This is a genomic window from Agrobacterium sp. S7/73, from assembly GCF_019355535.1.
GTDB classification, from domain to species: Bacteria; Pseudomonadota; Alphaproteobacteria; order Rhizobiales; family Rhizobiaceae; genus Agrobacterium; species Agrobacterium tumefaciens.
On sequence record NZ_CP072137.1, the window covers coordinates 1888168 to 1913796 of the forward strand.

Below are 25629 nucleotides of genomic sequence, written 5' to 3' on the forward strand. Positions count from 1 at the left end.
TCATGGCCACAGACCTTCCGCAAACGGCAAAACCTGCCCGCCCGTCGCTCATCAAGCGCATACGCAACAGCGATCTCTACTGGTCGTTCAGCCACAGCAGATCGGCCAAGATCAGCGCGCTGATCCTTGCAGTCCTCATCCTCGCCGCCGTTTTCGCGCCCCTGATCGCACCGCAGAACCCTTATGACGGCGCGTCGCTCGACATGTGGAAGGCCGAACTGCCGCCGGTGTGGCAGGAGGGCGGCGAATGGCCCTATCTGCTCGGCACGGATACGCAAGGGCGCGACATGCTCTCCGCTATCCTCTACGGCACGCGCATATCGATAGTCATCGGTGTTGCCTCGGTGGCGCTGTCCTTGGTCATCGGCATGACTGCCGGGCTTGTCGCCGGTTACTTCGGCGGTTTTGCCGATAATCTCCTGATGCGCATCGGCGATATCACGCTCTCCATTCCGACAATTCTGGTGGCAATTCTCGTCTCCACGGTCGTCAGACAGATGCTTCCGGACAATCTTCGCGAGGTCGGCGCATCTGCCGTACTCATTCTCGCCATCGCGCTTTCCGCCTGGGTGCAATATGCGCGCACCGTGCGTGCCCAGGCGATTGTCGAAACCGGCAAGGACTATGTGCAGGCGGCGAAGCTGATCGGCGTTCCCGCGCGCCGCATCATGGCAAACCATATTCTGCCCAATACGCTGACGCCGATCATGGTTGCCGCCACGCTCAACTTCGGCATGGCGATCCTGACCGAAGCGACGTTGTCGTTCCTCGGCATCGGCATGCCACCCAGCCAGCCGTCGCTCGGAACGCTGATCCGCATCGGCAACCAGTTCCTGTTTTCCGGTTCCTGGTGGATCGTGTTGTTTCCCGTTTTCCAGCTCTGCCTGCTCGTCGTCACCGTCAACCTTCTGGGTGACTGGCTGCGCGATGCGCTCAATCCGAAACTGAGGTGAGTTCCATGTACGATCTTCTGCTCCGCAACGTCAGGCCCATGGCGGGCGACACCTGCGATATTCTGGTAAGACAGGGAAAGATTGCCGGTTTTGGAAAATTCGAAGCCGAACCCGGCATGGCGGTCGAGGATGGCAACGGCGCAATCGTCGCGCCCGGTCTCATCGATGCACACACCCATCTCGACAAGACGACATGGGGCATGCCCTGGCATGAGAACAACCGTGCCGCCATCCTGCGCGGACGGATCGATTTCGAGCGCGAGAACCGCACCCAGATCGGTATCGATCCGCACCGCCAGTCCATGCGCCACGCCATCGGCCTTGCTGCAAACGGCGGCACGCATATCCGCAGCCATGTGGATATCGATCCGACCCACGGCCTGAAGCTTGTTGAAGGCATATGGGAAACACGTGAGAAGCTGAAAGGCATCATCGACATAGAGGTCGTTGCCTTCCCGCAGTCCGGCGTCATGGTCATGCCCGGCACGGTGGAGCTGCTGGACGAGGCCTTGAAACAGGGTTGCGAAGTCCTTGGCGGCATCGATCCCTGCGGCATCGATCGCGATCCCAAAGGTCAGCTCGATATCCTCTTTCAACTCGCGGTCAGGCACGGCGTGCCGATCGACATTCATCTGCATGAGGCTGCCGATCTCGGCGCCTTCACGATGGAGCTGATCTTCGAGCGTATTCGTGCCAATGGCATGGAAGGCAAGGTCGCAATCAGCCACGCCTTTGCGCTGGGCATGAATGATTACATCAGGGTCGGCAAGCTGATCGATGAAATCGCCCGGCTCGATGTGGCGATCCTGACGACGGGCGCGCCCTCGGCAACCGTGCCGTCGATCATGCGGTTGAAGGAAGCCGGCGTTCGCGTTGGCGGCGGTTGTGATGGCATTCGCGATACCTGGGGACCTTGGGGCCAGCCGGATATGCTCGACCGGGCCAAGATCATCGGCATGAAGAACGGCTTGCGCTCGGATATCGAGCTTGCGCATGTCCTGCATGTCGTCTCGCAGGGCGGTGCCGATGTCATGGGCCTCAAGGATTACGGTCTTGAGGTTGGCTGCTCCGCCGATTTCACGCTGCTGACCGGCGAAACATTGGCCCATGCCGTTGTCGATGTCGCGCCGCGGCCCATGGTCGTAAAGGGCGGACGCGTGACCGCCAGAGGCGGCAAGGCGGTGGTGGAGGCGCCATGATGAGCAATCCGCTACAGTCTATCGCTCTCGGTGAACGCCCCTCCGGTCGCACGCTGCTCACCGCAAGCTGGGTGGTCGGTCATAAGGACGGGTCTCACCGGCTGTTGAAAAACGGCGAAGTGGTTTTCGAGAACGGCGAAATCCTTTTTGTCGGCCATGGCTTTCCAGGCGAGGTCGCGCGCCGCGTCGATTTCGGCAATGCTCTGATCAGCCCCGGCCTGATCGACCTCGATGCGCTTTCCGATTTCGATACGACTATTTTGGGGATCGACAATCATCCCGGCTGGGCGAAGGGCCGTGTCTGGCCGCGCTCTTATGTCGAGGCCGGTCCTTACGAGATGTATTCCGAGGAGGAGCTTGCCTTCCAGAAACGTTTCGCCTTTGGCCAGCTTCTCCTCAACGGCATCACCACGGCGGCACCCATTGCCTCGCTGTTTTATCGTGAATGGGGAGAAACGGTCGCTGAATTCGAGGCTGCGGCCGATGCTGCCGGCGAACTTGGTCTCCGGGTCTATCTCAGCCCCGCCTTCCGCTCCGGCGGCATGGTGCTGGAAGAGCCGGGACGCATGGTGCCCGTGTTCGATGAGGAGCGCGGTCTTCAGGGGCTGAAGGAAGCAGTGTCGTTCATCGAACGGCAGACCGGAAGACACGGCGACCTCGTCCGCGGCCTTCTGGCACCTGATAGGGTTGAAACATCGACGCTCACCCTGCTGGAAAGAACCGATGCGGCCGCCGGTGATCTCGGCTGCAAATTCCGGCTGCATATGGCGCAGGGCACCATGGAAGTTGACACGGTTCGCAAGCTGCATAGCTCAACCGCGCCGGTATGGCTCGCAAAAGCAGGCCTGCTGAGCGACCGCCTTATCGCGCCGCATGCCACCAATGCGACGCAGGAAGATCTGGCGCTCTATGCGGAAAACGGCGTGTCGATCGTCCACTGTCCGCTGGTGTCGGCCAGAAGCGGCAGTACGCTGTCGTCCTTCTCCGCGTGCCGCCAGCTTGGAATAAACATTGCGATGGGCACCGATACGGCGCCCGCCGACATGCTGATGAACCTGCTTGTCGGTCTCATAACCTGCCGCATCAATGACGGTGCTCCAGATAAGGTCCGCTCAGCCGATCTGTTCGACGCCGCCACACTCGGCGGCGCTCGGGCGCTGGGTCGCTCCGATCTCGGACATCTTTCCAAGGGTGCGCGCGCCGATATCGCGGTCTTCGATCTGGATGACACGGTCATGGCGCCGAGCCTCGATCCGATCACAACAATTGTCACCGGCGGTTCAGGCAAAATCACGCGCGCCGTGTTTGTCGATGGTCGTCTCTCCATGCGGGAAAGACAGGTCGCGAACATCGACATGGCGAGCGCCCGCATTCAGGCGCAGGCACAGTTCGATGGGCTGATCGCGAAATATCCGGAGCGAAGCTGGGCCAATCCGCCCGTTTCGGAAATCTTCCCCCCGAGCTACCCGGTGGAGGTGAATACCAATGGATGACATGAACCAGTCGGTTATCGATGTCCGCAATTTGAAAGTCGAGTTCCCTGGCCGCCGGGGAACGGTGACGGCACTTTCGGATATCAGCCTTTCCATCCGCCCTGGCGAAATCCTCGGTGTGGTCGGGGAGTCCGGTGCCGGAAAATCCATGACCGGCCTTGCGATACAGGGCCTGCTCGAAAAACCGGGTCGCATCGCGGATGGCGAAATATGGCTTGGGTCGCGTCGTATCGATCAACTCGATGACAGGGCGATGGAAAGCATCCGTGGCCGGGAAATCGGCGCGATTTTTCAGGATCCGCTCACCTCGCTCAATCCGCTGTTCACGGTTGGCGCGCAGCTTGTGGAGACAATCCGCCAACATCTGCCGCTTTCGAAAAGGGATGCAAAGGCACGCGCAGTCCAGCTTTTGCGTGATGTCGGTATTCCATCTCCGGAAGAGCGCGTCGATCACCATCCGCATCAATTCTCCGGTGGTATGCGCCAGCGCGTCGTCATAGCGCTCGCACTTGCGGCGTCGCCGAAACTGATCATCGCCGATGAACCGACGACGGCGCTTGACGTGTCGATCCAGGCGCAGATCATCTCGCTGCTGCGCAAGCTCTGCAAGGAAAAGCAGACGGCTGTCATGCTGGTCACCCATGATATGGGCGTCATCGCCGAGGCAGCCGATCGCGTTGCCGTGCTTTATGCTGGCAGGTTGATAGAGGTGGGGCCGGTCGAACAGGTTCTCCATGCGCCGAGGCACCCCTATACGCAGGGCCTGATGGCCTCCATTCCTTCGCTCGGCGCGCGAGTGGAACGGCTCAACCAGATCGACGGTGCCATGCCGCGTCTCGACGCCATCCCGCCCGGATGCGCCTTCAATCCGCGCTGCGGGTTCTCAGGACCGCGCTGTCTTCGCGAGCGGCCGGAACTGGAAGCGGTGGGTGATGGCGCCAGCGCTTGCTGGATGAATGCAGGAGGTACAGCATGAACACGCCGGTTCAAAGAACACCCGCATTGACGGTCAAGGGCCTCACCAAGACCTTCGATGTCTCTGCCCCATGGCTCAACCGGATCATTGAGCGCAAGCCCCGGCAATTCGTCCAGGCCGTAAACGACATCGATTTTACGGTTCCGGCGGGCGGCTGTCTCAGCATCGTAGGGGAAAGCGGCTGCGGCAAGTCCACGGTTGCCCGTCTGGTGACCGGGCTGTTCCGGCCAAGCGCGGGTGATTTCCACTTCGCCAAGGGTCGCAAGGATACACCGCTTTCGGCGCAGATGATCTTTCAGGATCCCTATGCCTCGCTCAATCCGCGCTGGCGGGTGAAGAATATCATTGCCGAACCCATCCGCGAACTGAAACTTCGTGCGACCCGGGCCCAGACCATGGAACGGGTGGAGGAACTGTTGCTGACGGTTGGTCTGTCTGCTTCGGACGGCGAAAAGTTTCCGCATGAATTTTCAGGCGGCCAGCGTCAGCGCATCTCCATTGCCCGCGCTTTGGCAAGTGAGCCCGAGTTTCTGGTCTGTGACGAGCCTACATCGGCACTCGATGTATCGGTGCAGGCGCAGGTGCTGAACCTGATGCGACGCCTCCAGGACGAGTTGGGGCTGACCTATCTGTTCATCAGTCATGACATGAGCGTGGTTCGCCACATGTCGGATCGCATCGCGGTCATGTATCTTGGCCGCATCGTGGAGGAGGGCGACACGGAGGAGCTGTTCGCCCGCCCGCGTCACCCCTATACCCAGCTTCTGCTGCAGACCATTCCCAATATCGACGCGCCGCGCCGTGACCGGGAACTGGTTGCCGGTGAAGTTCCAAGCCCGCTCAAACCGCCATCGGGATGCACGTTTCATCCGCGTTGCCCGCTTGCAACGGCGCGCTGTTCGGCGGAGGTGCCAAAGGTGCGCACGCTTGTCGGCGGCACACGTGTCGCCTGCCATCTGGTGTCGGACGAAGAAGAGCTGGTTGTGAAGGAAAGAGAACTCGTCTGACCGTCGGGTCAGGCGAGTGCGGCGCGCAGATCGTGGGAAAGGTCGCGGATTTCGCTGAGATCGAGTTCCGCTTCCACGTGTTCCAGATGGTGGGTCATCAGATGCGTGGCTTTCGCCGGGTCGTTATTGGCAATCGCATCGACGATTTCCGCATGCTCGTCCGGTCCGCAATTGAAGCGGTCGGTGTTGCGGTAAACGGCGGTGATGAGAGAGGAACGCGAAATGAGGTCGCGCATGGTGGTGAACAGGAAATCGGAACCGGCCGTTTCCGCAAGCAGCAGATGGAACCCGCCGGAGAGCTTGATGATATCTGTGGTGATGTTGTGAGCATTGGCCACGCGCTCCTTGGCGACATGGTCGCGAAGCCGTTTCAGATCGGCCTTGGTGGCCGATTTGCACAGACGTTCAACGACACATTGCTCCACGGTGCGACGCACGAAAAACACGTCTCTGGCTTCTTCGACCGATGGTTTCGAAACGAAGGCGCCGCGATTGGGAACGATGGTGACGAGACCGTCGCGCTCCAGAACGGACAGGGCCTGACGGATACGTGCACGGCTGACACTGAAAATTGTCGCCAGTTGTTCTTCCTTCAGCTGCACGCCGGGACGCAGCCGCCGCTCAGCGATGGATAGCCAGACTTTCTCGACAATTTGCTGTGTGGACTGGCCGTTCTGCTCGGTCATTTTGTTCGCTCTCCATTAGGGTTAGAAAAGCGTGATGCCGCCGAAAAAGTCAACTGTTTCAACAGGGTTTTGGTTGCACAATTGTCAACAATATGAAACAATATTGTATACTATAAACGGGACAACGTCATGGAATTCGACTTCACCACGCTTGAGCCACAGAGCCGCTATCGGTTGCTGACGAATTTTATTGGTCCACGGCCGATAGCGCTTGTCACGACCCGCTCGGAAGCGGGCCACAACAATGCAGCGCCGATGAGCTTTTTCAACGTCTTTTCCCATGATCCGCCCATCGTTGTTCTCGGAATCCAGCCGCGTCTGAATGGCGAGGAGAAGGACACGATGGCCAATATTCGCCGCACCGGCGAGTTTGTCGTCAACATGGTCGATATGACTATATCCGAACATATGCTTGTCTGCGGCCTCGGTTTCGACAGCGAGGTCGATGAACTTTCCATGGCGCAGCTGACGCCGGCGCCCTGCAACAAGATCGATGCAAGCTTTGCAGCGGAATCGCCCTGCGCCTTCGAGTGCCGGGTGGAGCGTCTGATCGATTATCCGCGGCGGACGCTGGTGCTGGGGGAGGTCGTGCACATGCATGTCCACAGGGACTGCCTCGACAAGGAGGGGCATTATGTCGATCCGGACCGATACCAGCCGATCGCACGCCTCCATGCCGACAATTACATTACCTCGGATCGCCAGTTCGTCTTGAAGGCGCCCCCCATTACCGACTTCATCAAGCCAGATGGCAAGTGACAGTCCCGAAAGGCTGACCTGAATGCATATTCGTCTGATCAACCCGAACTCAACCGCCTCGATGACGGCGCAGGCGCTCGAGAGCGCCTTGCGCGTCAGGCAGGCGGATACGAAGATTTCCGCTGCAAACCCTGTCGATACGCCGGTCAGTATCGAAGGCGGGGCCGATGAGGCGCTGGCTGTTCCCGGCATGCTGGAGGAAATCCGCAAGGGCGAGCGGCTGGGCGTCGATGCCTATGTCATTGCCTGCTTTGATGATCCGGGCCTGCATGCGGCGCGCGAAGTCGCGCGTGGTCCCGTGATCGGCATCTGCCAGGCCGGCATTCAGGTGGCGATGACGATCAGCCGCCGCTTTTCCATCATCACAACGCTGCCGCGCTCCATCCCCATTATCGAAGATCTCGTCGATAGCTACGGTGCACAGCGGCATTGCCGTAGGGTTCGTGCCATCAATCTGCCGGTGCTGGGTCTTGAAGAGGATCCGCTTGCAGCCGAGGCGATGTTGATCCGCGAAATCGAAGCGGCCAAGAAAGAAGATGCGGCAGAAGCCATCATCCTCGGTTGCGCCGGCATGTCCGCACTGTGCGACAGGCTGCGCGAGGCAACCGGCGTCCCTGTCATCGATGGTGTCACGGCCGCCGTCAAGCTGGCCGAAGCCCTGGTGGGCGCGGGTTACGTGACATCCAAGGTCAATGCCTATGATTATCCGCGGGTGAAGGAAACCAAGCTCGTCGCCTGACCGGGAAACGCGGGTGCGGCAAAGCGCCTCCACGGCGTTTGCGACAAAGCTCGCCTCGCTCTAGTGTCTGCTTTCGCGCCGGTCCGCAGAATGGTCGCGCGGGATGGGAGGCAGGATGATCGACAAGCTGGAGTTTTTCATTGCACTTGCGCGCGCGGAGCATTTCGGGCGGGCCGCGGAGGAGTGCGGCATCTCGCAGCCGACGCTGTCTGCGGCCATCCGGCAACTGGAAGATCAGCTCGGTGTCGTGCTCGTAGTGCGCGCGGCCCGATATCAGGGCCTGACGCCGGAGGGACAGCGGGTGCTCGAATGGGCAAGGCGCATCGTTGCCGATACACGCACGATGCGGGAGGAAATGCGCGCTGCGCGTAAAGGTCTCGCCGGCCATATCCGGCTGGCCGTCATCCCCACCGCTCTCGCCATGGTGCCCAGGCTCACCGAACCCTTTCAGGCGCGTCACCCGGCAGTCACGTTTTCCGTCACCTCCCGCACGTCGTTGCAGGTTCTCAGCCAGATCGAAAATCTCGAAATCGACGCGGGAATCACCTATCTCGACAACGAACCTCTGGGCCGGGTGACGACGGTTCCGCTTTACTCGGAGCGATATCACCTGATTGCGGCTGCAGGCACGCCCCTTGCCGATCAAGAGAGCGTGACCTGGAAGCAGGTTTCGGGTCTTCGGCTTTGCCTATTGACTTCCGACATGCAAAACCGCCGCATTATCAACAAGCACATGGCCGAAGCGGGTGTTGAAGCGAAACCCACGCTCGAGTCCAATTCGATGATTGTACTGTTTTCCCATATCCGAACCGGACAATGGGCTTCAATTATGCCGCGTAACATCGCGGAATCGTTTGGTTTTCCAAAACAGATTCGAATGATCCCGATTGTCGAGCCCGATGCCGAGCATCTTGTCGGCCTCATCGCCACCTATCGTGAACCCCATACGCCACTTGTTTCCGCACTGCTGCATGAGGCGCGATTGCGCGTCGCGGCCTCCGCTTTTGATAGAAATTTCCTATCGACTGACGGAAAGACGATATTGACCTGATCTTGCTCCGCTCGCCATTCTTTCGCCATCAGGCAGCGCGGCGCGCCGGATAAGGATGTGGAGGTCCTCCGGTTCAAACGCCCGCCACCTGTCGGTTTGGGAGGACTGGCTCATGAATATTCGTGCTGTCGCCGCAGATGAGGCGACGCGTGTGCAGGCTATCATTGACGACTGTCTGCATATGGAAGGGCCAATGCTGCCCATCCTGCACAGGGTGCAGGAAGAATTCGGCTATGTGTCTGATAGCGTCAAACAGGTGATCGCCCTGGCCCTCAACGTATCGCGTGCCGAAGTGCATGGTGTTGTGAGCTTCTATCCCGATTTCCGCGACCATCCCGGCGGGCGCCATGTGCTGAAGCTCTGTCGGGCCGAGGCTTGCCAGTCGATGGGCTGCGAGTCTCTTGCCGACACCATCAAGGGGAGACTTGGTCTCGACTGGCACCAGACGGCAAAGGATGGCTCGGTCACACTCGAGCCGGTCTTCTGTCTCGGGCTCTGCGCCCAGGCACCCGCGCTGATGCTGGATGGCGAGGTTCATGCCAGAGTGGATGAGCACTGTCTTGGCGACATTCTGGCGGAGGTGCGTCGATGAGCGTGACCGTTTTCGTGCCTTGCGATTCCGCAGCACTCGCCGTTGGTGCCGACCGCGTTGCCGAAGCAATCCAAGGTGAGGCCGCGGCCCGCAATCTTGACATTCGCCTTGTCCGCAACGGTTCGCGCGGCCTGCTCTGGCTTGAAGTGCTGGTAGAGGTCGACACCCATCATGGCCGCGTTGCTTATGGTCCGGTCAAAGCTTCTGATGTTTCCGGGCTGTTCGATGCGGATTTTCTTGATGGCGGCGATCATGCGCTCTGTCTTGGTCTGACCGAAGAAATCCCTTTCCTGAAGAATCAGACGCGCCTCACTTTCGCTCGCTGCGGCGTGACCGATCCGCTTTCGCTGGAAGACTACCGTGCCAACAAGGGCATGAAGGGGCTGGAGAGAGCCGTCGCACTCACCCCCGCGGAGATCGTCAAACAGGTCACCGATAGCGGCCTTCGCGGACGGGGTGGCGCGGGTTTTCCGACCGGTATCAAGTGGAAAACCGTGGCGGATGCCACCGCCGATCAGAAATACATTGTCTGCAATGCGGATGAGGGCGACAGCGGCACCTTTGCTGACCGCATGATCATGGAAGGTGATCCCTTTGTCCTTATCGAGGGCATGGCCATTGCCGGCCTCGCGGTTGGTGCAACGAAGGGCTACATCTACACCCGCTCCGAATATCCCCATGCCGTTAGGACGATGGAAAAAGCCATCGACATTGCCCGGCGAGAAGGGGTGATCGGCGCGTCTGTGCTGGGTTCGGGTCGCGCGTTCGATCTCGAGGTGCGCATGGGCGCTGGAGCCTATGTATGCGGTGAGGAAACCTCGCTGCTCAACAGTCTCGAAGGCAAGCGCGGCACGGTGCGCGCCAAGCCGCCGCTTCCCGCCCTGCAGGGGCTGTTCGGCAAGCCGACGGTAGTCAACAATGTCATTTCTCTCGCTTCGATCCCTGTGATCATGGATCGCGGCGCGGCGTTCTACCGGGATTTCGGCATTGGTCGTTCGCACGGCACGATCCCGATCCAGCTTGCCGGAAACATCAGACATGGCGGACTTTACGAGACCGCTTTCGGTCTGCCGCTCGGGCAATTGGTCAACGAAATCGGTGGTGGCACCATTACTGGCCGGCCGGTCAAGGCGGTTCAGGTCGGCGGCCCATTGGGCGCTTATTTCCCGGTGTCGCTGTTTGATACGCTGTTCGACTACGAAGCATTTACCGCTGCAGGCGGCCTGATCGGTCATGCCGGCATCGTCGTCTTTGACGACACCGCCGATATGCTGCGCCAGGCGCGTTTTGCCCTGGAATTCTGTGCCGTCGAAAGTTGCGGAAAGTGTACGCCATGCCGGATCGGTTCGACACGCGGTGTCGAGACGGTGGACAAGATTTCCCTTGGAATAGAAGCAGAGCGAAATACGGCGCTGCTTGAGGATCTCTGCGAAACCATGAAGTTCGGTTCGCTCTGCGCGCTAGGCGGTTTCACGCCTTATCCCGTGATGAGCGCGCTCAGGCACTTCCCGCAGGATTTTGCACCCATCCCACGTGTCGAAGCGGCGGAGTAAGACCATGGCCCTTATATCTGAAATCGACTACGGAACACCAAAATCCACCTCGACAGAGATGGTCACGCTAACCATCGACGGCCGCGAGATCACCGTGCCGGCGGGAACGTCCATCATGCGTGCTTCGAGAGAAGCGGGCATCGATGTTCCCAAACTCTGCGCCACCGATATGGTCGATGCCTTCGGTTCCTGTCGCCTCTGTCTCATCGAGGTGGAGGGCCGCAATGGCACCCCCGCCTCCTGCACCACGCCAGTGGCGGCCGGTCTTGTCGTCCACACCCAGACGGAACGCCTGAAGCAGATCCGCAAGGGTGTGATGGAGCTTTATATCTCCGACCACCCGCTCGACTGTCTCACCTGCGCCGCAAATGGCGACTGTGAATTGCAGGATATGGCTGGCGCCGTCGGCCTGCGTGACGTGCGTTACGGCTATGATGGTGACAACCATGTGAAGGCCCGTGCCGGCGATGGCGACCTCAACGCCAACTGGATGCCCAAGGACGAGAGCAACCCGTATTTCACCTACGATCCGTCAAAGTGCATCGTATGTTCCCGCTGCGTGCGCGCCTGTGAGGAAGTGCAGGGAACGTTTGCCCTGACGATCGAAGGGCGCGGCTTTGAAAGCCGTGTTTCGCCCGGCGCGCACGAGGCATTTCTTGATTCCGAATGCGTTTCCTGCGGTGCCTGCGTGCAGGCCTGTCCGACGGCGACGCTGACTGAAAAATCGGTGATCGACATCGGCCAGCCGGAACATTCGCTGGTCACCACCTGCGCTTATTGCGGTGTCGGCTGCTCGTTCAAGGCGGAGATGCGTGGCGAAGAGCTGGTTCGCATGGTGCCGTGGAAGGACGGTCAGGCAAACCGTGGCCATTCCTGCGTCAAGGGTCGCTTTGCTTATGGGTATGCCAGCCACCGCGACCGCATTCTCAACCCGATGGTCCGTGAAAAGATCAGCGACCCGTGGCGCGAAGTGACGTGGGACGAGGCATTTGCCCATGTCGCCTCCGAATTCCAGCGAATTCAGGGCAAGTATGGCCGCGAATCCATCGGCGGCATCACCTCTTCTCGCTGCACCAATGAAGAGACCTTTCTGGTCCAGAAGCTCATCCGTGCCGGTTTCGGCAACAACAATGTCGATACCTGCGCCCGCGTCTGTCATTCGCCGACGGGGTACGGGTTGGGGCAGGCGTTCGGCACCTCTGCCGGAACGCAGAATTTCGATTCCGTCGAACATTCGGATGTTGTCCTCGTCATCGGCGCCAACCCGACGGACGGGCACCCGGTGTTCGGCTCACGCTTGAAGAAGCGGCTGCGCCAGGGCGCCAAGCTGATCGTCATCGATCCGCGCCGCATCGATCTCGTTCGCACGCCGCATGTGGAGGCGTCGTTCCATTTGCCGCTGAAGCCTGGAACGAACGTCGCCGTGCTGACAGCCCTTGCCCATGTCATCGTTACCGAAGGATTGTTCGACGAGGCCTTCATCCGCGAGCGTTGCGACTGGTCGGAATTTGAGGACTGGGCCGCGTTCGTGGCCGAACCGCAGCATGGCCCGGAGGAAACAGAAAACTTTACCGGCGTTCCCGCCGAGGAGCTGCGCGGTGCCGCCAGGCTCTTCGCCAAGGGCGGCAATGGCGCAATCTATTACGGGCTTGGCGTTACCGAACACAGCCAGGGCTCCACGACCGTCATGGCGATTGCCAATCTGGCCATGGCGACCGGCAACATTGGTCGCCCCGGTGTCGGCGTCAATCCGTTGCGCGGCCAGAACAATGTGCAGGGCTCCTGCGACATGGGGTCTTTCCCGCATGAGCTTCCCGGTTATCGTCATATATCCGACGATGCCACCCGGGAAATATTCGAAAAGCTCTGGGGTGTTACCCTCAACAACGAGCCGGGGCTGCGCATCCCCAACATGCTGGATGCAGCCGTCGATGGCAGTTTCAAGGGCATCTACATTCAGGGCGAAGACATCCTCCAGTCGGACCCGGACACCAAGCATGTTTCAGCCGGTCTTGCCGCGATGGAATGTGTTGTCGTGCACGATCTGTTCCTGAACGAGACGGCGAACTACGCGCATGTCTTCCTGCCGGGTTCCACCTTCCTCGAAAAGGATGGCACGTTTACCAATGCTGAACGCCGCATCAATCGTGTGCGCAAGGTCATGTCGCCGAAAAACGGCTATTCGGATTGGGAGGTCACTCAGAAGCTGGCTCAGGCCATGGGGCTGAACTGGAACTATACGCACCCGTCGCAGATCATGGATGAAATCGCCGCGACGACACCGAGCTTTGCCGGCGTTTCCTATGACTATCTGGAGAGCAGAGGCTCGGTGCAGTGGCCGTGTAACGAAAAATTCCCGGAAGGCTCGCCGATCATGCATGTGGACGGGTTCGTGCGCGGCAAGGGCAAGTTCATCCGCACCGAATATGTTGCGACGGACGAGCGTACCGGCCCGCGCTTTCCGCTGCTGCTCACCACCGGCCGCATTCTGTCGCAGTACAATGTCGGCGCGCAGACACGGCGCACCGAAAACGTCGTCTGGCATGAGGAGGATCGTCTCGAAATCCATCCGCATGATGCCGAACAGCGTGGCGTCAAGGATGGTGACTGGATCAAGCTCGCCAGCCGCTCGGGCGATACAACGCTACGGGCGCTAATCACCGATCGCGTTGCGCCGGGGGTGGTCTATACCACCTTCCACCATCCGGGCACGCAGGCAAACGTCATCACCACCGACTACTCCGACTGGGCGACGAACTGTCCGGAATACAAGGTCACTGCAGTTCAGGTCTCGCCCTCGAACGGGCCGACCGAATGGCAGGAAGGATATGACGCGCTCAGCCGCCGTTCGCGGCGGATCGCAGGCAAGCTCGAGGCGGCCGAATAGTCGGGGCCGGGGCAATCCCGGCCTTTTGAAAACGTGAACGTCGTCCGTCAGGCGGCGCGGGGAAAACAGCCATGTTGCTTAATCACACCGACGAAAAACTGGTGAGAATGGCGAACCAGATCGCGACTTTTTTCCTTTCCCAGCCGGAGGATATCCGCGTTGAGGGGGTCGCCACGCACATTAACAAATTCTGGGAACCCCGTATGCGCAAACGGTTTTTCGAGATGTTTGATGCCGGTGCCGGGGAGTTTTTGCCGCTGGTGCTCGCAGCAGCGCTCAAGATCAAGAGGCCCGGGGTGCCCGCCGCCGATGCGGTCGGGCTTGGCAAGGATGCCACGGGAACGCCGGAGGGCAAGGGCGTTGCTGCGGGCGAGTCCTTGTCCGAACCGAGCATTCCCGAAACCACGTAAAGCCAGGCGGTAACACGCCGCAAACAGGTATTGCCGGATGGGGGACATCCGGCGATCTCGGTAACGCCCGGTCGATGCGGCCAATGGGGGCGTATCATGGTTGTCCAGACATTCACGAGGGAGGTAGTGTCGATGGCAGTAGCAGGCGTATCTGCGGGAGGGCCGGCGCAAGCCGGGGTTCTGGACCGCGAACGGATCATAGCAAAACCGGGCTTCAACCGCTGGCTGGTGCCGCCAGCGGCTCTGGCCATTCACTTGTGTATCGGCATGGCCTACGGCTTCAGCGTCTTCTGGCTGCCGCTGTCGAAGGCATTGCCGGCAACGGACCCCAGTTGCTCCAGCCTTACCCTTGTCGGGGCACTGTTCACCACGGAGTGCAACTGGCGTGTGGCCGATCTTGGCTGGATCTATACGCTCTTCTTCGTCTTGCTCGGATGCTCGGCGGCGATCTGGGGCGGTTGGTTGGAAAGGGTCGGGCCGCGCAAGGCCGGCTTCGTTTCCGCCTGCTGCTGGTGCGGCGGCATTCTGGTTGCAGCGCTTGGCGTGATGACGCACCAGCTCTGGCTGATGTGGGTCGGGGCAGGTGTCATCGGCGGCGTTGGTCTTGGCCTCGGTTACATCTCGCCGGTCTCGACATTGATCAAATGGTTTCCGGACCGGCGCGGCATGGCAACCGGCATGGCCATCATGGGCTTCGGCGGCGGTGCTATGATCGGCGCACCGCTTGCCAATCTGCTCATGAATACCTTCAAGACGGATACTTCAGTCGGTGTCTGGCAAACGTTCGTCGTCATGGCATTGATCTATTTCGTCTTCATGATGGCGGGTGCCTTCGGTTACCGCATTCCACCGGCGGGCTGGCGTCCGGAAGGCTGGACGGCCCCGGCGGCCAAAAGTGCCATGATCACCAATCGTCACGTTCATCTGCGTGATGCGCACAAGACGAAGCAGTTCTGGCTCATCTGGGCGGTTCTGTGCCTCAACGTGTCGGCGGGTATCGGCGTGATCGGCATGGCATCGCCAATGTTGCAGGAGATTTTCGCGGGTTCGTTGATCGGTCTGCCCGGCGTTGGTTTTGCGGACCTCAACATCGAGCAGAAAGCATCGATCGCCGCCATCGCGGCCGGGTTCACGGGCCTGCTGTCGCTGTTTAACATCGGTGGCCGCTTCTTCTGGGCTTCCATGTCCGACAAAATCGGCCGCAAGAACACTTACTTCTGCTTCTTCGTGCTTGGCATCATTCTTTATGCGCTGGCCCCGACGCTGGCAACGATGGGTTCCAAGGCGTTCTTCGTTCTTGCCCTCGGCATCATCCTGTCGATGTATGGCGGCGGCTTTGCAACCATTCCCGCCTATCTTGCCGACATCTTCGGCACACAGTTCGTCGGCGCGATCCATGGCCGTCTGCTGACGGCATGGGCAACGGCGGGTGTCGCCGGGCCTGTTGTCGTGAATTACATCCGCGAGGCACAGATTGCGGCCGGTGTCGCACCGGGTCCCGCACTCTATACCAGCACCATGTACATCCTGGCGGGGATGCTCGCGATCGGCCTCATCGCCAACGCGTTTGTCCGGCCGTTGCCGGAGAAATGGTTCATGTCGGATGCGGAGGTTGCGACACTTCAGGCCAAGACTGCAGCCGCCAATGCAGGGCCCACCGGTTCCTTCGGTATCGGCAGGGGTGGCTTGGACGCCAAGGCCGCACTCGCCTGGGCAGCCGTCGGCATACCACTTCTCTGGGGCGTGTGGGTCACGGTCAAAAGCAGCCTTGTGCTGTTTGGCTGATTGCAACAAACATCAGATGGTCCGGGCAGCCCTGTGGCTGCCCGGATTTGTTTTCAGGCCTTGATTGACAGGCGGGCATTCTCGAAGGGCAGGCCGTCATCGTCAGTCGACCTGCGCGAGACTTCAAGGAAGCCGTGCGAACGGTAAAACCGCATCGCCTGCTCATTGGCGGTATAGACCTCAAGCGACAATTCACCCTTGAGATCAAGCGCGTGGGCGATGAGCCTGCGCCCGATACCCTTGCCCTGTTGTGCCGGTGCGACGAACAGGCCTCCGATGAAACTGTCGAGCAGGCTGATGAAGCCGACAGGGTTACCGGCCTGCGCCGCGACGAAAGTCTCCGATAACGGCAGATAGGTATCTTCGATCAGTCTTTGCTGCTCGCGCAAACGCTGCGTGCCGATAAAGGGATGTGCCAGCAGCGAGGCATCGAGCCAGATGCGTGACAGGATTTGCGTATCCGCTGCCGCGTCAAAGGGCCGGATGTCGATAGATTTGATATTCATGGAAATTCCGCAGAATTAGACATGCCAAAGGGTCAGCTCCGTTTTCAGAGCCGGCTGAAACCGCGATGAGCGGTCAGATTTTCAACCTCTGCGCATAAATCTCCCTGCTTTCGAAACCTGTATTTACCGCTGCTGTGCAGCAGGGTCAACAAAGGGAAAGGCGGGCTTTCCTCAAGATCCTGCCGGCAGGGTCAGCGAACAGGTAAGTCCGCCATTTTCGCCGCGCTCCAGCCTGATGCTGCCGCCATGAAGCTCGACAAGTTCCTTGACGATGGTAAGACCGAAGCCGTCACCCGGAACGGTCTCGTCCATGCGTCTGCCCGGCTGGAAAGCCTCGGAAATGCGGGCATCCTCGATGCCCTGTCCATCGTCCGAGATCACGATCCAAACGTCGCGTCCGGTCTTTTTCGCGGAAATACAAACCGCGCTTTTGGCCCATTTGAATGCGTTGTCGATGATATTGCCAACGATCTCGTCCAGATCCTCAGGCGTGACCTGCAATAGAAACTCGGGGTCCACATCGACTGTAGCGACAATCCCCCGGTCGGCATGAATACGCGACATGATATCAACGATATCGTCTATCCTCGGTTTGAGGGCGGTCACCGTGGCCGTGCCGCCTGCTGCGGTCTTGCGGGCTCTTGCCAGATGGTGGCGGATGCGCTGGTCGATCCTGTCCACAAGCGCACGCATTTCGCGATCCGGGTCGTTGGTTTCGTTGAGCGCAAGGTAGAGGCTTGTCACAGGGGTTTTCAGACCATGGGCGAGATTTGCAAAGTGCAGACGTGTTTCCGCAAGCCTCTCGCTATTCTGCTCCACGAGACGGTTGATTTCGCCCGAGGCTGGACGCAGTTCCTCGACATCCGCCTCCGGCAACCTGTCGAGTGTGCCTGCCGCAATCGAGGAAATATCGGCGGTGAGTTGCCGCAGTGGTCGCAGACCATATCTGACCTGCAGGAAAATACCGCCGACGAGGCTCGCGCCCAAGAGGGTCATGGCAGGTATCAACCACAGAAGCGCGCTGCGGGCGGGTGCAACCAGCGCGAATTGCGGCGCAGTGGCAGTGATTTCGACGAGGCGCTGTCCGACCATGGTTTGAATGGATCTGAGATAGAGCTTCTCGCCGTGAAAATCGGCATTCGCGCCGGGACGAGGGCCGTGGCCCATCATTTTGCGCCATTCGAACGGGGAGGGCGGGTTGGTTATGGTTTGCCCCGCGAGCGACCGAGAGACGATAGCTACGCCCTCGCCGGTGATCTGCCAGTACCAGCCGGAGCCGCGCCTGTCGAATGGCGGGCCGTCCAGCGCGGCGTTGAGTGTCACGCCGCCGCTTGCGCTGCCGGAGAGCGCGCTCCGCAATCCCTCTATCTGCGTGTCGAGCCGTTGGTCGATCTGTTCACGCACCACGGCGGCAACGATGAGATAGAGTATGATGGAGGCGACGATCACGGTCGCGGTGACGAAAACCACGGAAAAAACCGTGAGGCGGCGCGAGATCGACGAACCCGGAATGGCCGAAAATTCCCTCATGGCTCTGCCTTCAGCATGTAACCGCGCCCGCGAACGGTCTCTATATGCCCGGCACCGATCTTGCGCCGCAGGCGGGCAATGATCACTTCGATGGAATTGGAATCCACTTCCGCATCGCCCTCATAGACCCGTTCGATGAGTTCGCGGCGGTCGACCACCACTTCCTTGCGCAGGATGAGGCAGGAGAGGACCCGCCACTCCAGCGCGGTCAGCTTCAACGGCAAGCCGTCCTGTTCGAAGGTTCCGAGCTGCGCATCGAAGATGAGCGAACCGCAGGTGATGGCGGAGGCGGCGTGGCCGGTGGCGCGGCGAACGAGTGCACGCAGCCGCAGCACCAGTTCTTCTACCTTGAACGGCTTGGTGAGAAAATCGTCTGCTCCAGCTTTGAAACTCGCCACCTTGTCCGGCCATCCGTCACGCGCGGTCAAAACGAGTACGGGCAGGTTCCGCTGCGCCGACCGCCATGATTTCAGAACCGATACGCCATCGATTTTCGGTAATCCCAGATCGAGAACGGCCACGTCGTAAAGTTCGGTAAGCCCGGCATGTTCGGCATCCTCGCCATTCTGCGCGATGTCGACGACAAAATTTTCCGCCCGCAGGCTGGCTGCGATGCGCCGGGAAAGATCGGTATCGTCTTCAACGAGAAGTATGCGCATGGTCCTGCCGTTTCGGTTTCGTGGGCGGTGTTTTAACTAGGCCCGGAAGGCTTAACTCAACCTGAACCACAAGGTTCAGGCTGCTGGTGGTGCCTGGCAGGTAAAAAGGCCCTGTCAATCAAACAGGAGACCATCATGTCCCACTCTGAAGAGAATAACGAAATCGCAGCACCGAAGGCCACTTCTGACACTCCCGTGCCGCCGCACCGGAAACATCGCCGTAAAACCGCCGCGTTCGCCTTTGCGGCCGTTGCCATGCTGGCCGTTGGAGCCGCTGCCGGAGCCGGTGCGGTGAAGCTGACACGCCCGACACCCGAGATGGCGCCGATGACACCCGTTGCCATTTCCACCGTCAAGGAAGGAAATCTCGTGACCCTGAAGGGCAAGGTCGCCGAGATTTTCGGCAACAAGTTCATCGTTCAGGATGATAGCGGCCGCGCACTCATCGATACCGGCCCCGAGGGCGATAATGGGAAGGTCGTGACTGTCGATGAAGCGGTCAGCGTTCAGGGCCGTTTCGACAGGGGTGTCCTGCGGGCAAGCTATGTCGTCCGTCAGGATGGCACTATCGAGGCACTTGGACCGGCAGGCCGTCCGCCGCATCATGGTCCTAAAGAGGATATGATGCGCGGGCCAAAAGGCGACGGCCCGATGGGCGAGATGATGCCTCACCCCAAACCCTGATATTGGGGCCTGATCTGCGCCAGACGGCGCGGGCTCGAAGACGATAACCGTCCCGAGCCCGCGCCGCCGGTTTTTTTAAGGTTTAGCCCGCACGCTTCAACTGCAGACGCGAGACACCCGCAGCGATGTTAACGCCGGTGCCGACTTCGGCGCTGAGCGGCTGAAGCGCGAAGTTCTTGGCATTGCCGCCGATCAGTGCATTGGCGCCCAAGCCCACGCCGACCGATGCGGCAGCGGAGGCACCAACATAGTTGCCGCTCAACGCACCGTCACCCACGCGGCTGGCTGCGGTGTTCAGCACGATCCAGCTCATATAGGTCTTGCCGGTTACGCCGATATCGAGACCGAGCTTGCCGATCGTGCCGGTATAACGCTCGGTCTTGCCGGAGCGCTGGCGAAACTCGCAGGCCACGCTCTTGCTGGAGCCGACCACAAGGCCGACGCCGCCGGCAATTTCGCACGACAGGGTGCCGACGCGTTCCTTCTGCGCGGTTTCCATGGGGCGCTTTGCATTGTGCTTCGTTTCGGCTGAAGCAATCGGGGCAAGGGCCAGGGTTGCAATCGCGGTTGCGAGAACGAATGTCTTCATTGTTTTTCACTCCTGTTGTTATTCGCTAGATGGATGCGCCGGGACGGCGTCTCCAGATAGGTGCAAGGCCGCTGCCGTATCGCCAGATCGGCGATGATGGGCCGCGACGCGAAACATTCTGCGATGATGACCGCATGTTCGAAGGCAGAGAGTGTTTCCACCTCGCCGGAGAGCACGATACGGCCCTCCACGGAGGTGACGGAGATCGAGCTTTTTTCCTGCCCGTCCGCATAGGCGATCACGGCTTGCAACGCGGCGCACAGGCTGATCTCCTGGGGATCGCAGCTTGACACCTGGTTTGCATCGCACGAGAGCATCATCGTGAAACCTCCTGCCTTGAACATAGATGGTTCACTTGAGAACTTTGTTGACGGCGTCCTTTGCCTGTCCGAGCTTCTCCTGCGCCTGGCCAGCCAGTTTCTCGGCCTTGCCTTCTGCCTGAAGCTTGTCGTTGCCGGTGATCTTGCCGGCTGCTTCCTTGATGGTGCCCTTGGCTTGACGGGCGATACCTTCGATACGGTTATTGTCCATGACGAACTCCTTCCATCGTTAGAGGGTGCCGCTGTTGGTAGCGGCATGATGGTAAGGTAGTTCGGAAAAATCACAGTTTGCAGAGCAATAGCTACTAGTTGAACTGGTACAAACTGACCTATTTTCGCGTTCGGCTGCGGTTATTTTTCCCTATGGCCGGTAAAACCGCGCTCGCGTGCCCAGATCACGGCGGCGGTGCGGCGGTTGACACCGATCTTGCCGTAGAGTGAGGCGATATGGTTGCGGATCGTATGCTTGGACAGGTTCAGCCTGTCGCTCATTTCCTTGTCGCTGCATCCATCGCAGATCAGTGACAGGATTTGCTCCTCGCGCTCGGTGAGATCCTTGAGGGAGGCTGAAGACGTTGTGCCGCGGGAGTTCTGCCGCAGCCCCGCCAGCCGCTCGACAACCGTCCGGCTGAACCACGATGTATCGGTCATGACGCTTTCGATCGCTTCAATCAGTTCGTTCTCGGTTCTACGCCGCTCAGTCACGTCCTGTATCGCCCAGATGACACAGAGCTGATCGTTGATCTCGGCGCGTTCGGCGGAAACGATGCATTCGGCCAAACCGCCACCGGAAAGATTCATGCGCATGTTCTCATCGCGGATGGGGATGTTGTCCTTCAGCCGCTTTTCGAGATCGCGGCGCGCGCCCGCGTCCTCCCACAGCCGCAATTCGCTGGCCGTCTTGCCCACGACTTCGGCCTCGTTGCGTCCGCACAGGACCAGAAAAGCGTCATTGACTTCCATCAGCACGAAGTCGTCCAGCCTCGAAATCGCTGCCGGGACAGGCGACAGGCGAAAGGACTTGAAGAAGCGCTCCTCGCTCTGTCGCAGGGCGTTCTGGGCTTTGCGGCGGCCGTCCAGATCGGCGAAGGTGAACAGCATGCAGGGTTCTTCGGCAACGGCGATCGTTTCGCCGGCCACGATAACCAGCCTGTCGCCGCCGGGGATGGGAATGAGCGCCTCGCGCTGACGGATGAGCCGGCCATCCTCCAGCTTTTTCAGGGCGTCCTCGCCTGTATCGCACTCGGAAAACAGTCCGAGTTCCTCGACACTGATGCCGATGATCTCTTCACGGCTGAACCCGGTCATCTCAAGGAAACCCTGATTGACGCGGATGAAACGCTTGTCCTCCAGCCGGCATATCAGTCCCGGCGCCGGATTGGCATTGAAGGCGCTCTCGAAGCGCGCCTCCGCCTCGAAACGCGGCGTTTCGTCCCGGATGATCAGGACCAGAACATCCGGTTTTGCGCCAGCATCTTCAAGAACGAGCCCGCGCACCGTGTGGACCCAGCATTCCGCTTCATCGCCGCTTGGCGATATCTCTACCGTCACATCTTCGAAGGTCTCGCCCGCCAGAAGCCGTTCAAGCGGATATTGCCCCTCGTCGAGCAGGTGGTTGTTGCGGTATCGAAGCGTGAAATTTCGCCGATAGGCAGCGGCATCCTCCCCAAGCTCAGGCATCGCTTCTATACGGTGCATCTGAAGGGCGGCCTTGTTGGCCCAGGCTATCGTTCCGTCGTTTTCGAGCAGGATCAACCCGTCGCTGAGGCCAGCTATGAGGTTTTGCAACACGAGCCGGTTGATCTTGGGAATGTTTACGTTGTCGTCCATGTTGCCCCCGGTATTTCAATGCTTTGTGCCCGCTATAACGCGCGGTTCCGCCAAGCGTTGCAGGGTAGGCGTGTCGCATGGCCTTCGCGCATGGTTTGCGATGCCGGTTGCTTGCTCTCAAGTCCATTTGAGCTACTATGCGCTGATGGCGGGGAGGCCATTCTACAGGAGGGTTCATGAATTACCGGTCTTTGAAACGGCGTATGGTGTTGAAACTTGCGGCTACGGCTGCTTCTTTTTGCATGATGGGACTGACGGCGAGCGCGCAGGGTTTTCCTGATCGAACGATTACGCTGGTCGTTCCCTTTGCGGCAGGTGGCTCAACCGATGTGGTTGCGCGCGTCATCGCACAGAAAATGGGTGATGAGCTTGGTCACCAGATCGTCGTTGAAAATGTTGCCGGTGCAGGCGGTAATCTCGGTGCCGACCGTGTCGCACGCGCAGAGCCTGACGGTTACACGATCCTGATGGGCACCGTTGCTACCCATGCCTTGAACCCGCTCATTCTCAAGACAAAGCCTTACGATCCGCAAAAGGATTTTGCCCCGGTCTCGCTTCTGGTCGTGGTTCCCAATGTGCTTGTTGTCAATCCGAAGCTGAACGTCAACAGCGTCGCGGAATTGATCGCGCTTCTGAAAGCCGAACCCGACAAATATGCCTATGCCTCGTCCGGCAATGGCACGCCGCTGCATCTTTCAGGGGAATTGTTCAAGAGCATGACCGGTGTGAGCATGCAGCACGTTCCCTATAAAGGTGCCGGCCCCGCGCTCAACGATCTTCTCGGCAACCAGATTTCGATCATGTTCGACAATCTGCCGTCGTCGTCCGGCCACATAAAATCCGGCACATTGCGGGCGCTTGGCGTAACGACTGCCGAGCGGGCGTCATCATTCCCGAATCTGCCGACCATTGCCGAAACCGTACCCGGTTATGAAACCTACACGTGGAACGCGCTGTTTGCGCCTGCCGGCACGCCGGCCGATGTGGTGGACACACTGAATGCGGCGGCCAAGAAAGCGCTTGCCGATCCGGGTGTGGCGGCCCGCATGGCCGAATTCAGCGCCAAGATCGTCGGCTCTTCGCCCGATGAGCTGAAAAGCCACGTTGCGGCCGAAATCGCCAAGTGGGAACCGGTCGTCAAGAACGCAAACGTCCAGATGGATTGACCAGATATGTTCTCGCCGCGCACCGGAGCCTGGGTGCGGCGGGAAGCGCCACTACGCAAAAAAAACGTGGCCGAAGCTTTCATTGGCATCGGCCACGTTCGTTGCCGTCACACCAGCTGATGTGTCGTTTTCGCATCACTTGCCATAAGGTTGCAATTACCCGGTTGGCAACGGCGAACAGCTCAGGTACAAATTTCTCACCGCGTCAGATCGAACATAGGGAGGCGTTGCATGACATCATCATTCATCAAGTTCCTCCCGCGTGGAATGAACCGACACTAGGTCATTTCCATTCGTGGCCCGCCCCGAGCGCGCCCCACATGCGGTTTTGTTTTCCTTCATAGCCCGATTGATCTGACGGGATCATTTTGTTTTCCGCCCGGGCTGTGCCATCCAACTTCCGTTTTTGAGGACCGGTTGCCGAACGCATGGCGCCGTGCTGGTTAAAATGTCTCGCAAGAAGCTCGATTTCCGCGCCGATGCCTATCGCCATGTGCTCGGCTTTGTTTTCCACCATTGGACCCACCGGCGGGCATTGGTGGGCTTTATTGTTGTGCTGGTGATTGCCAGCACGCTGGCCGAAGTCATGGTGCCGGTTTTCTCCGGCCAGATCGTCGATGCCATTGCCGGCGGCAACGGGGCTGACCGGGCGCTGCGCGCCTTTGTCGTCGTCGTGGCGCTGGGCTTGACCAGCGTAGTCCTGCGCTGGTTCGTGTTTAACGGCATCATCAGGCTGACGCTGAAAACCATGGCGGATGTGGCGAATAACGGTTTCTACCGGGTGCAGCGGTTCTCAACCGACTGGCACGCCAACAGCTTTGCCGGTTCAACGGTTCGAAAGATCACGCGTGGCATGTGGGCGCTTGATTCACTCAATGACGTGCTTCTTATCGCCCTGTTGCCCTCCATCGTCATGCTGGTGGGCGCCACCATCGTACTGGGCAGTTACTGGCCGATCATGGGCTTAATCGTGGGCACGGGGTCGCTGATCTATGTCGGCGTCACCGTGGTGCTCTCCATGGGCTTTGTATCGCCGGCGGCAAGACTTGCAAACGCCTGGGATACCAAGCTTGGTGGCGCGCTGGCAGATGCCGTCAGCTGCAATTCGGTGGTGAAAGCTTTTGGCGCCGAGACTCGCGAAGAGGCGCGGTTGCGCCATGTGCTGGCCAAATGGGACAACCGTACGCGAAGGACATGGAAACGCGGCACGCTGAACGGCACGATCCAGGGCTTCATGATGGTGTCCATGCAGGCCGGTATTCTGGGAACAGGCCTTGTCATGTGGCAGCAGGGACTGGCGACGCCGGGCGACATCACCTTCGTGCTGGCGATGTTCTTCGTCCTGCAGGGCTATCTGCGTGATGTCGGTCAACACATCCGTAACCTGCAACGCGCCGTCAACGACATGGAAGAGTTGGTGTTGCTCGACAAGATGCCTTTGGGTGTCGAAGACAGGCCGGATGCCAGGCCGATCAGGATAGAGAAGGGCGAAATCGTTTTTGACAACGTCACTTTTCAATATGGCGCGCATCCCAGCCCGCTCTATGAGGACTTTTCAGTCACCATCAGGTCGGGTGAGCGTGTGGGGCTGGTCGGGCATTCGGGGTCGGGAAAGACGACATTCGTCAAGCTTATCCAGCGGCTTTACGATGTGAATTCCGGCTCGATCCGCATTGACGGCCAGGACATCGCCAAGGCCAGGCAGGCAAACCTGCGCAGCCAGATCGCCATCGTGCAGCAGGAACCCATCCTGTTCCACCGCACGCTGGCGGAAAACATCGCCTATGGCCGGCCGAGCGCCTCGCGGCGTGAGATCGAGCAGGCGGCGAGGCAGGCAAGCGCCCATGACTTCATCAAGTCCCTTCCCAAGGGCTATGAGACGATGGTGGGTGAGCGCGGCGTGAAATTGTCTGGCGGGGAGCGGCAGCGTGTCGCCATTGCCCGTGCCTTCCTCGCAGATGCACCGGTGCTGATTCTGGACGAGGCGACATCGAGCCTCGACAGCGAAAGCGAAGTGCAGATCCAGGAGGCCATGGAACGCCTGATGGATGGCCGCACCACGCTGGTCATTGCGCACCGGCTTTCCACCGTGCGGGCGCTTGACCGTCTGCTGGTGTTCGACAAGGGCAAGATTGTCGAAGAGGGCGACCACCAGGCGCTGATCCGTCTGAACGACGGCATCTATCGCCGGCTATTCGAGCGGCAGGCGCTGGAACTGACCAAGGGTCTGGTGGCTTAAAAAATGAAACGCCGGG

At 59.8% G+C, this 25629-nt stretch carries 25 protein-coding genes; 16 read left to right on the forward strand and 9 right to left on the reverse strand.

Going from position 1 to position 25629, the window contains the following annotated elements; all coding sequences use genetic code 11:
* Window positions 1–2: 2 nt before the first annotated feature.
* Genes J5276_RS23530 through J5276_RS23550 form a run of 5 tightly spaced genes read left to right on the forward strand, consistent with a single transcriptional unit; the run spans window position 3 to window position 5628 of the window.
* Complete coding sequence (locus tag J5276_RS23530; protein ID WP_038495432.1) at window positions 3–953, forward strand: ABC transporter permease; 951 nt, start codon at window positions 3–5, stop codon at window positions 951–953.
* A 5-nt stretch (window positions 954–958) separates the two neighbouring features.
* Complete coding sequence (locus J5276_RS23535; protein WP_065660320.1) at window positions 959–2152, forward strand: amidohydrolase family protein; 1194 nt, start codon at window positions 959–961, stop codon at window positions 2150–2152.
* Window positions 2152–3645 carry an amidohydrolase family protein gene (locus J5276_RS23540; protein ID WP_174012433.1) on the forward strand — a complete coding sequence of 498 codons (1494 nt, stop codon included), beginning with the start codon at window positions 2152–2154 and terminating at the stop codon, window positions 3643–3645. Before J5276_RS23535 ends, J5276_RS23540 begins: the two co-directional genes overlap by 1 nt.
* Window positions 3638–4621, forward strand: a complete 984-nt coding sequence (locus tag J5276_RS23545; protein WP_004431353.1) for an ABC transporter ATP-binding protein — start codon at window positions 3638–3640, stop codon at window positions 4619–4621. Before J5276_RS23540 ends, J5276_RS23545 begins: the two co-directional genes overlap by 8 nt.
* On the forward strand, window positions 4618–5628 hold the full coding sequence (locus J5276_RS23550; protein WP_111803985.1) for an ABC transporter ATP-binding protein: 1011 nt from the start codon (window positions 4618–4620) through the stop codon (window positions 5626–5628). Before J5276_RS23545 ends, J5276_RS23550 begins: the two co-directional genes overlap by 4 nt.
* An 8-nt stretch (window positions 5629–5636) precedes the next feature.
* Here the strand turns inward: J5276_RS23550 and J5276_RS23555 are convergent, their stop codons facing one another.
* Window positions 5637–6314 carry a GntR family transcriptional regulator gene (locus J5276_RS23555; RefSeq protein WP_004431355.1) on the reverse strand — a complete coding sequence of 226 codons (678 nt, stop codon included), beginning with the start codon at window positions 6312–6314 and terminating at the stop codon, window positions 5637–5639.
* A gap of 129 nt (window positions 6315–6443) precedes the next feature.
* On the opposite strand from J5276_RS23555, the gene J5276_RS23560 reads away from it, so the two are divergent.
* The 8 genes from J5276_RS23560 (at window position 6444) to J5276_RS23595 (ending at window position 16090) form a co-directional block, all read left to right on the forward strand.
* The gene (locus J5276_RS23560; protein WP_013761067.1) at window positions 6444–7073 is read left to right on the forward strand and encodes a flavin reductase family protein; all 630 of its coding nucleotides are present in this window, start codon (window positions 6444–6446) and stop codon (window positions 7071–7073) included.
* A 22-nt stretch (window positions 7074–7095) separates the two neighbouring features.
* Window positions 7096–7812, forward strand: coding sequence for an aspartate/glutamate racemase family protein (locus J5276_RS23565; protein ID WP_013761066.1), 717 nt, complete (start codon window positions 7096–7098; stop codon window positions 7810–7812).
* A gap of 115 nt (window positions 7813–7927) precedes the next feature.
* Entirely contained in the window at window positions 7928–8863 is a 936-nt protein-coding gene (locus tag J5276_RS23570; RefSeq protein ID WP_004431358.1) for a LysR family transcriptional regulator, read from the forward strand.
* 112 nt (window positions 8864–8975) lie between these two features.
* Window positions 8976–9455 carry a formate dehydrogenase subunit gamma gene (locus tag J5276_RS23575; protein WP_209159667.1) on the forward strand — a complete coding sequence of 160 codons (480 nt, stop codon included), beginning with the start codon at window positions 8976–8978 and terminating at the stop codon, window positions 9453–9455.
* Complete coding sequence (locus J5276_RS23580) at window positions 9452–11008, forward strand: NADH-quinone oxidoreductase subunit NuoF (RefSeq protein ID WP_065660324.1); 1557 nt, start codon at window positions 9452–9454, stop codon at window positions 11006–11008. The genes J5276_RS23575 and J5276_RS23580 overlap by 4 nt, the downstream gene beginning before the upstream one ends.
* A 4-nt stretch (window positions 11009–11012) precedes the next feature.
* The gene (fdhF, locus tag J5276_RS23585) at window positions 11013–13895 is read left to right on the forward strand and encodes a formate dehydrogenase subunit alpha (protein WP_111803983.1); all 2883 of its coding nucleotides are present in this window, start codon (window positions 11013–11015) and stop codon (window positions 13893–13895) included.
* Between the two features lie 71 nt (window positions 13896–13966).
* Window positions 13967–14305 carry a formate dehydrogenase subunit delta gene (locus tag J5276_RS23590; RefSeq protein ID WP_111796641.1) on the forward strand — a complete coding sequence of 113 codons (339 nt, stop codon included), beginning with the start codon at window positions 13967–13969 and terminating at the stop codon, window positions 14303–14305.
* A gap of 132 nt (window positions 14306–14437) precedes the next feature.
* Window positions 14438–16090 (forward strand): OFA family MFS transporter, encoded by a 1653-nt coding sequence (locus J5276_RS23595; RefSeq protein ID WP_174012437.1) that lies wholly within the window; start codon window positions 14438–14440, stop codon window positions 16088–16090.
* Window positions 16091–16143: 53 nt separating this feature from the next.
* Here the strand turns inward: J5276_RS23595 and J5276_RS23600 are convergent, their stop codons facing one another.
* The 3 genes from J5276_RS23600 to J5276_RS23610 all read right to left on the reverse strand — a co-directional run bounded on the left by J5276_RS23600 (window position 16144) and on the right by J5276_RS23610 (window position 18785).
* Window positions 16144–16596, reverse strand: a complete 453-nt coding sequence (locus J5276_RS23600) for a GNAT family N-acetyltransferase (RefSeq protein WP_111796640.1) — start codon at window positions 16594–16596, stop codon at window positions 16144–16146.
* A gap of 171 nt (window positions 16597–16767) precedes the next feature.
* Window positions 16768–18126 carry a HAMP domain-containing sensor histidine kinase gene (locus J5276_RS23605; protein WP_111796639.1) on the reverse strand — a complete coding sequence of 453 codons (1359 nt, stop codon included), beginning with the start codon at window positions 18124–18126 and terminating at the stop codon, window positions 16768–16770.
* Window positions 18123–18785, reverse strand: a complete 663-nt coding sequence (locus J5276_RS23610; RefSeq protein ID WP_065705589.1) for a response regulator transcription factor — start codon at window positions 18783–18785, stop codon at window positions 18123–18125. The genes J5276_RS23605 and J5276_RS23610 overlap by 4 nt, the downstream gene beginning before the upstream one ends.
* Before the next feature lie 135 nt (window positions 18786–18920).
* Here J5276_RS23610 and J5276_RS23615 point away from each other — a divergent pair, with 135 nt between their 5' ends.
* Window positions 18921–19469 (forward strand): hypothetical protein, encoded by a 549-nt coding sequence (locus J5276_RS23615; protein WP_111796638.1) that lies wholly within the window; start codon window positions 18921–18923, stop codon window positions 19467–19469.
* Between the two features lie 82 nt (window positions 19470–19551).
* Here the strand turns inward: J5276_RS23615 and J5276_RS23620 are convergent, their stop codons facing one another.
* The 4 genes from J5276_RS23620 to J5276_RS23635 all read right to left on the reverse strand — a co-directional run bounded on the left by J5276_RS23620 (window position 19552) and on the right by J5276_RS23635 (window position 22208).
* Window positions 19552–20058: a DUF992 domain-containing protein gene (locus J5276_RS23620; RefSeq protein ID WP_004431368.1), complete on the reverse strand. Its 507-nt coding sequence runs from the start codon at window positions 20056–20058 to the stop codon at window positions 19552–19554.
* Window positions 20055–20378 carry a BON domain-containing protein gene (locus tag J5276_RS23625; RefSeq protein WP_004431370.1) on the reverse strand — a complete coding sequence of 108 codons (324 nt, stop codon included), beginning with the start codon at window positions 20376–20378 and terminating at the stop codon, window positions 20055–20057. Before J5276_RS23625 ends, J5276_RS23620 begins: the two co-directional genes overlap by 4 nt.
* 31 nt (window positions 20379–20409) lie before the next feature.
* Window positions 20410–20589: a CsbD family protein gene (locus tag J5276_RS23630; RefSeq protein WP_004431371.1), complete on the reverse strand. Its 180-nt coding sequence runs from the start codon at window positions 20587–20589 to the stop codon at window positions 20410–20412.
* A gap of 140 nt (window positions 20590–20729) precedes the next feature.
* On the reverse strand, window positions 20730–22208 hold the full coding sequence (locus tag J5276_RS23635; protein ID WP_111796637.1) for a PAS domain S-box protein: 1479 nt from the start codon (window positions 22206–22208) through the stop codon (window positions 20730–20732).
* 176 nt (window positions 22209–22384) lie between these two features.
* On the opposite strand from J5276_RS23635, the gene J5276_RS23640 reads away from it, so the two are divergent.
* Window positions 22385–23374, forward strand: coding sequence for a tripartite tricarboxylate transporter substrate binding protein (locus J5276_RS23640; RefSeq protein ID WP_111796636.1), 990 nt, complete (start codon window positions 22385–22387; stop codon window positions 23372–23374).
* 283 nt (window positions 23375–23657) lie between these two features.
* Here the strand turns inward: J5276_RS23640 and J5276_RS23645 are convergent, their stop codons facing one another.
* Entirely contained in the window at window positions 23658–23891 is a 234-nt protein-coding gene (locus J5276_RS23645) for a hypothetical protein (RefSeq protein WP_162163082.1), read from the reverse strand.
* Between J5276_RS23645 and J5276_RS23650 the strand changes: the two genes are divergently transcribed.
* Window positions 23823–25613 carry an ABC transporter ATP-binding protein gene (locus J5276_RS23650; RefSeq protein ID WP_111796635.1) on the forward strand — a complete coding sequence of 597 codons (1791 nt, stop codon included), beginning with the start codon at window positions 23823–23825 and terminating at the stop codon, window positions 25611–25613. The genes J5276_RS23645 and J5276_RS23650 overlap by 69 nt on opposite strands.
* The last annotated feature ends 16 nt before the right edge of the window (window positions 25614–25629 follow it).

Bases quoted from the DNA above. Each gene is read 5' to 3' on its own strand.
- J5276_RS23535 (WP_065660320.1), top strand. From the start codon at position 959: ATGTACGATCTTCTGCTCCGCAACGTCAGGCCCATGGCGGGCGACACC.
- J5276_RS23580 (WP_065660324.1), top strand. From the start codon at position 9,452: ATGAGCGTGACCGTTTTCGTGCCTTGCGATTCCGCAGCACTCGCCGTT.
- J5276_RS23625 (WP_004431370.1), bottom strand. From the start codon at position 20,378: ATGATGCTCTCGTGCGATGCAAACCAGGTGTCAAGCTGCGATCCCCAG.
- J5276_RS23645 (WP_162163082.1), bottom strand. From the start codon at position 23,891: ATGGTGGAAAACAAAGCCGAGCACATGGCGATAGGCATCGGCGCGGAA.
- fdhF (WP_111803983.1), top strand. From the start codon at position 11,013: ATGGCCCTTATATCTGAAATCGACTACGGAACACCAAAATCCACCTCG.
- J5276_RS23630 (WP_004431371.1), bottom strand. From the start codon at position 20,589: ATGGACAATAACCGTATCGAAGGTATCGCCCGTCAAGCCAAGGGCACC.
- J5276_RS23605 (WP_111796639.1), bottom strand. From the start codon at position 18,126: ATGAGGGAATTTTCGGCCATTCCGGGTTCGTCGATCTCGCGCCGCCTC.
- J5276_RS23530 (WP_038495432.1), top strand. From the start codon at position 3: ATGGCCACAGACCTTCCGCAAACGGCAAAACCTGCCCGCCCGTCGCTC.
- J5276_RS23615 (WP_111796638.1), top strand. From the start codon at position 18,921: ATGTCCCACTCTGAAGAGAATAACGAAATCGCAGCACCGAAGGCCACT.
- J5276_RS23590 (WP_111796641.1), top strand. From the start codon at position 13,967: ATGTTGCTTAATCACACCGACGAAAAACTGGTGAGAATGGCGAACCAG.
- J5276_RS23555 (WP_004431355.1), bottom strand. From the start codon at position 6,314: ATGACCGAGCAGAACGGCCAGTCCACACAGCAAATTGTCGAGAAAGTC.
- J5276_RS23650 (WP_111796635.1), top strand. From the start codon at position 23,823: ATGTCTCGCAAGAAGCTCGATTTCCGCGCCGATGCCTATCGCCATGTG.
- J5276_RS23600 (WP_111796640.1), bottom strand. From the start codon at position 16,596: ATGAATATCAAATCTATCGACATCCGGCCCTTTGACGCGGCAGCGGAT.
- J5276_RS23575 (WP_209159667.1), top strand. From the start codon at position 8,976: ATGAATATTCGTGCTGTCGCCGCAGATGAGGCGACGCGTGTGCAGGCT.
- J5276_RS23620 (WP_004431368.1), bottom strand. From the start codon at position 20,058: ATGAAGACATTCGTTCTCGCAACCGCGATTGCAACCCTGGCCCTTGCC.
- J5276_RS23595 (WP_174012437.1), top strand. From the start codon at position 14,438: ATGGCAGTAGCAGGCGTATCTGCGGGAGGGCCGGCGCAAGCCGGGGTT.
- J5276_RS23545 (WP_004431353.1), top strand. From the start codon at position 3,638: ATGGATGACATGAACCAGTCGGTTATCGATGTCCGCAATTTGAAAGTC.
- J5276_RS23540 (WP_174012433.1), top strand. From the start codon at position 2,152: ATGAGCAATCCGCTACAGTCTATCGCTCTCGGTGAACGCCCCTCCGGT.
- J5276_RS23635 (WP_111796637.1), bottom strand. From the start codon at position 22,208: ATGGACGACAACGTAAACATTCCCAAGATCAACCGGCTCGTGTTGCAA.
- J5276_RS23565 (WP_013761066.1), top strand. From the start codon at position 7,096: ATGCATATTCGTCTGATCAACCCGAACTCAACCGCCTCGATGACGGCG.
- J5276_RS23640 (WP_111796636.1), top strand. From the start codon at position 22,385: ATGAATTACCGGTCTTTGAAACGGCGTATGGTGTTGAAACTTGCGGCT.
- J5276_RS23560 (WP_013761067.1), top strand. From the start codon at position 6,444: ATGGAATTCGACTTCACCACGCTTGAGCCACAGAGCCGCTATCGGTTG.
- J5276_RS23610 (WP_065705589.1), bottom strand. From the start codon at position 18,785: ATGCGCATACTTCTCGTTGAAGACGATACCGATCTTTCCCGGCGCATC.
- J5276_RS23550 (WP_111803985.1), top strand. From the start codon at position 4,618: ATGAACACGCCGGTTCAAAGAACACCCGCATTGACGGTCAAGGGCCTC.
- J5276_RS23570 (WP_004431358.1), top strand. From the start codon at position 7,928: ATGATCGACAAGCTGGAGTTTTTCATTGCACTTGCGCGCGCGGAGCAT.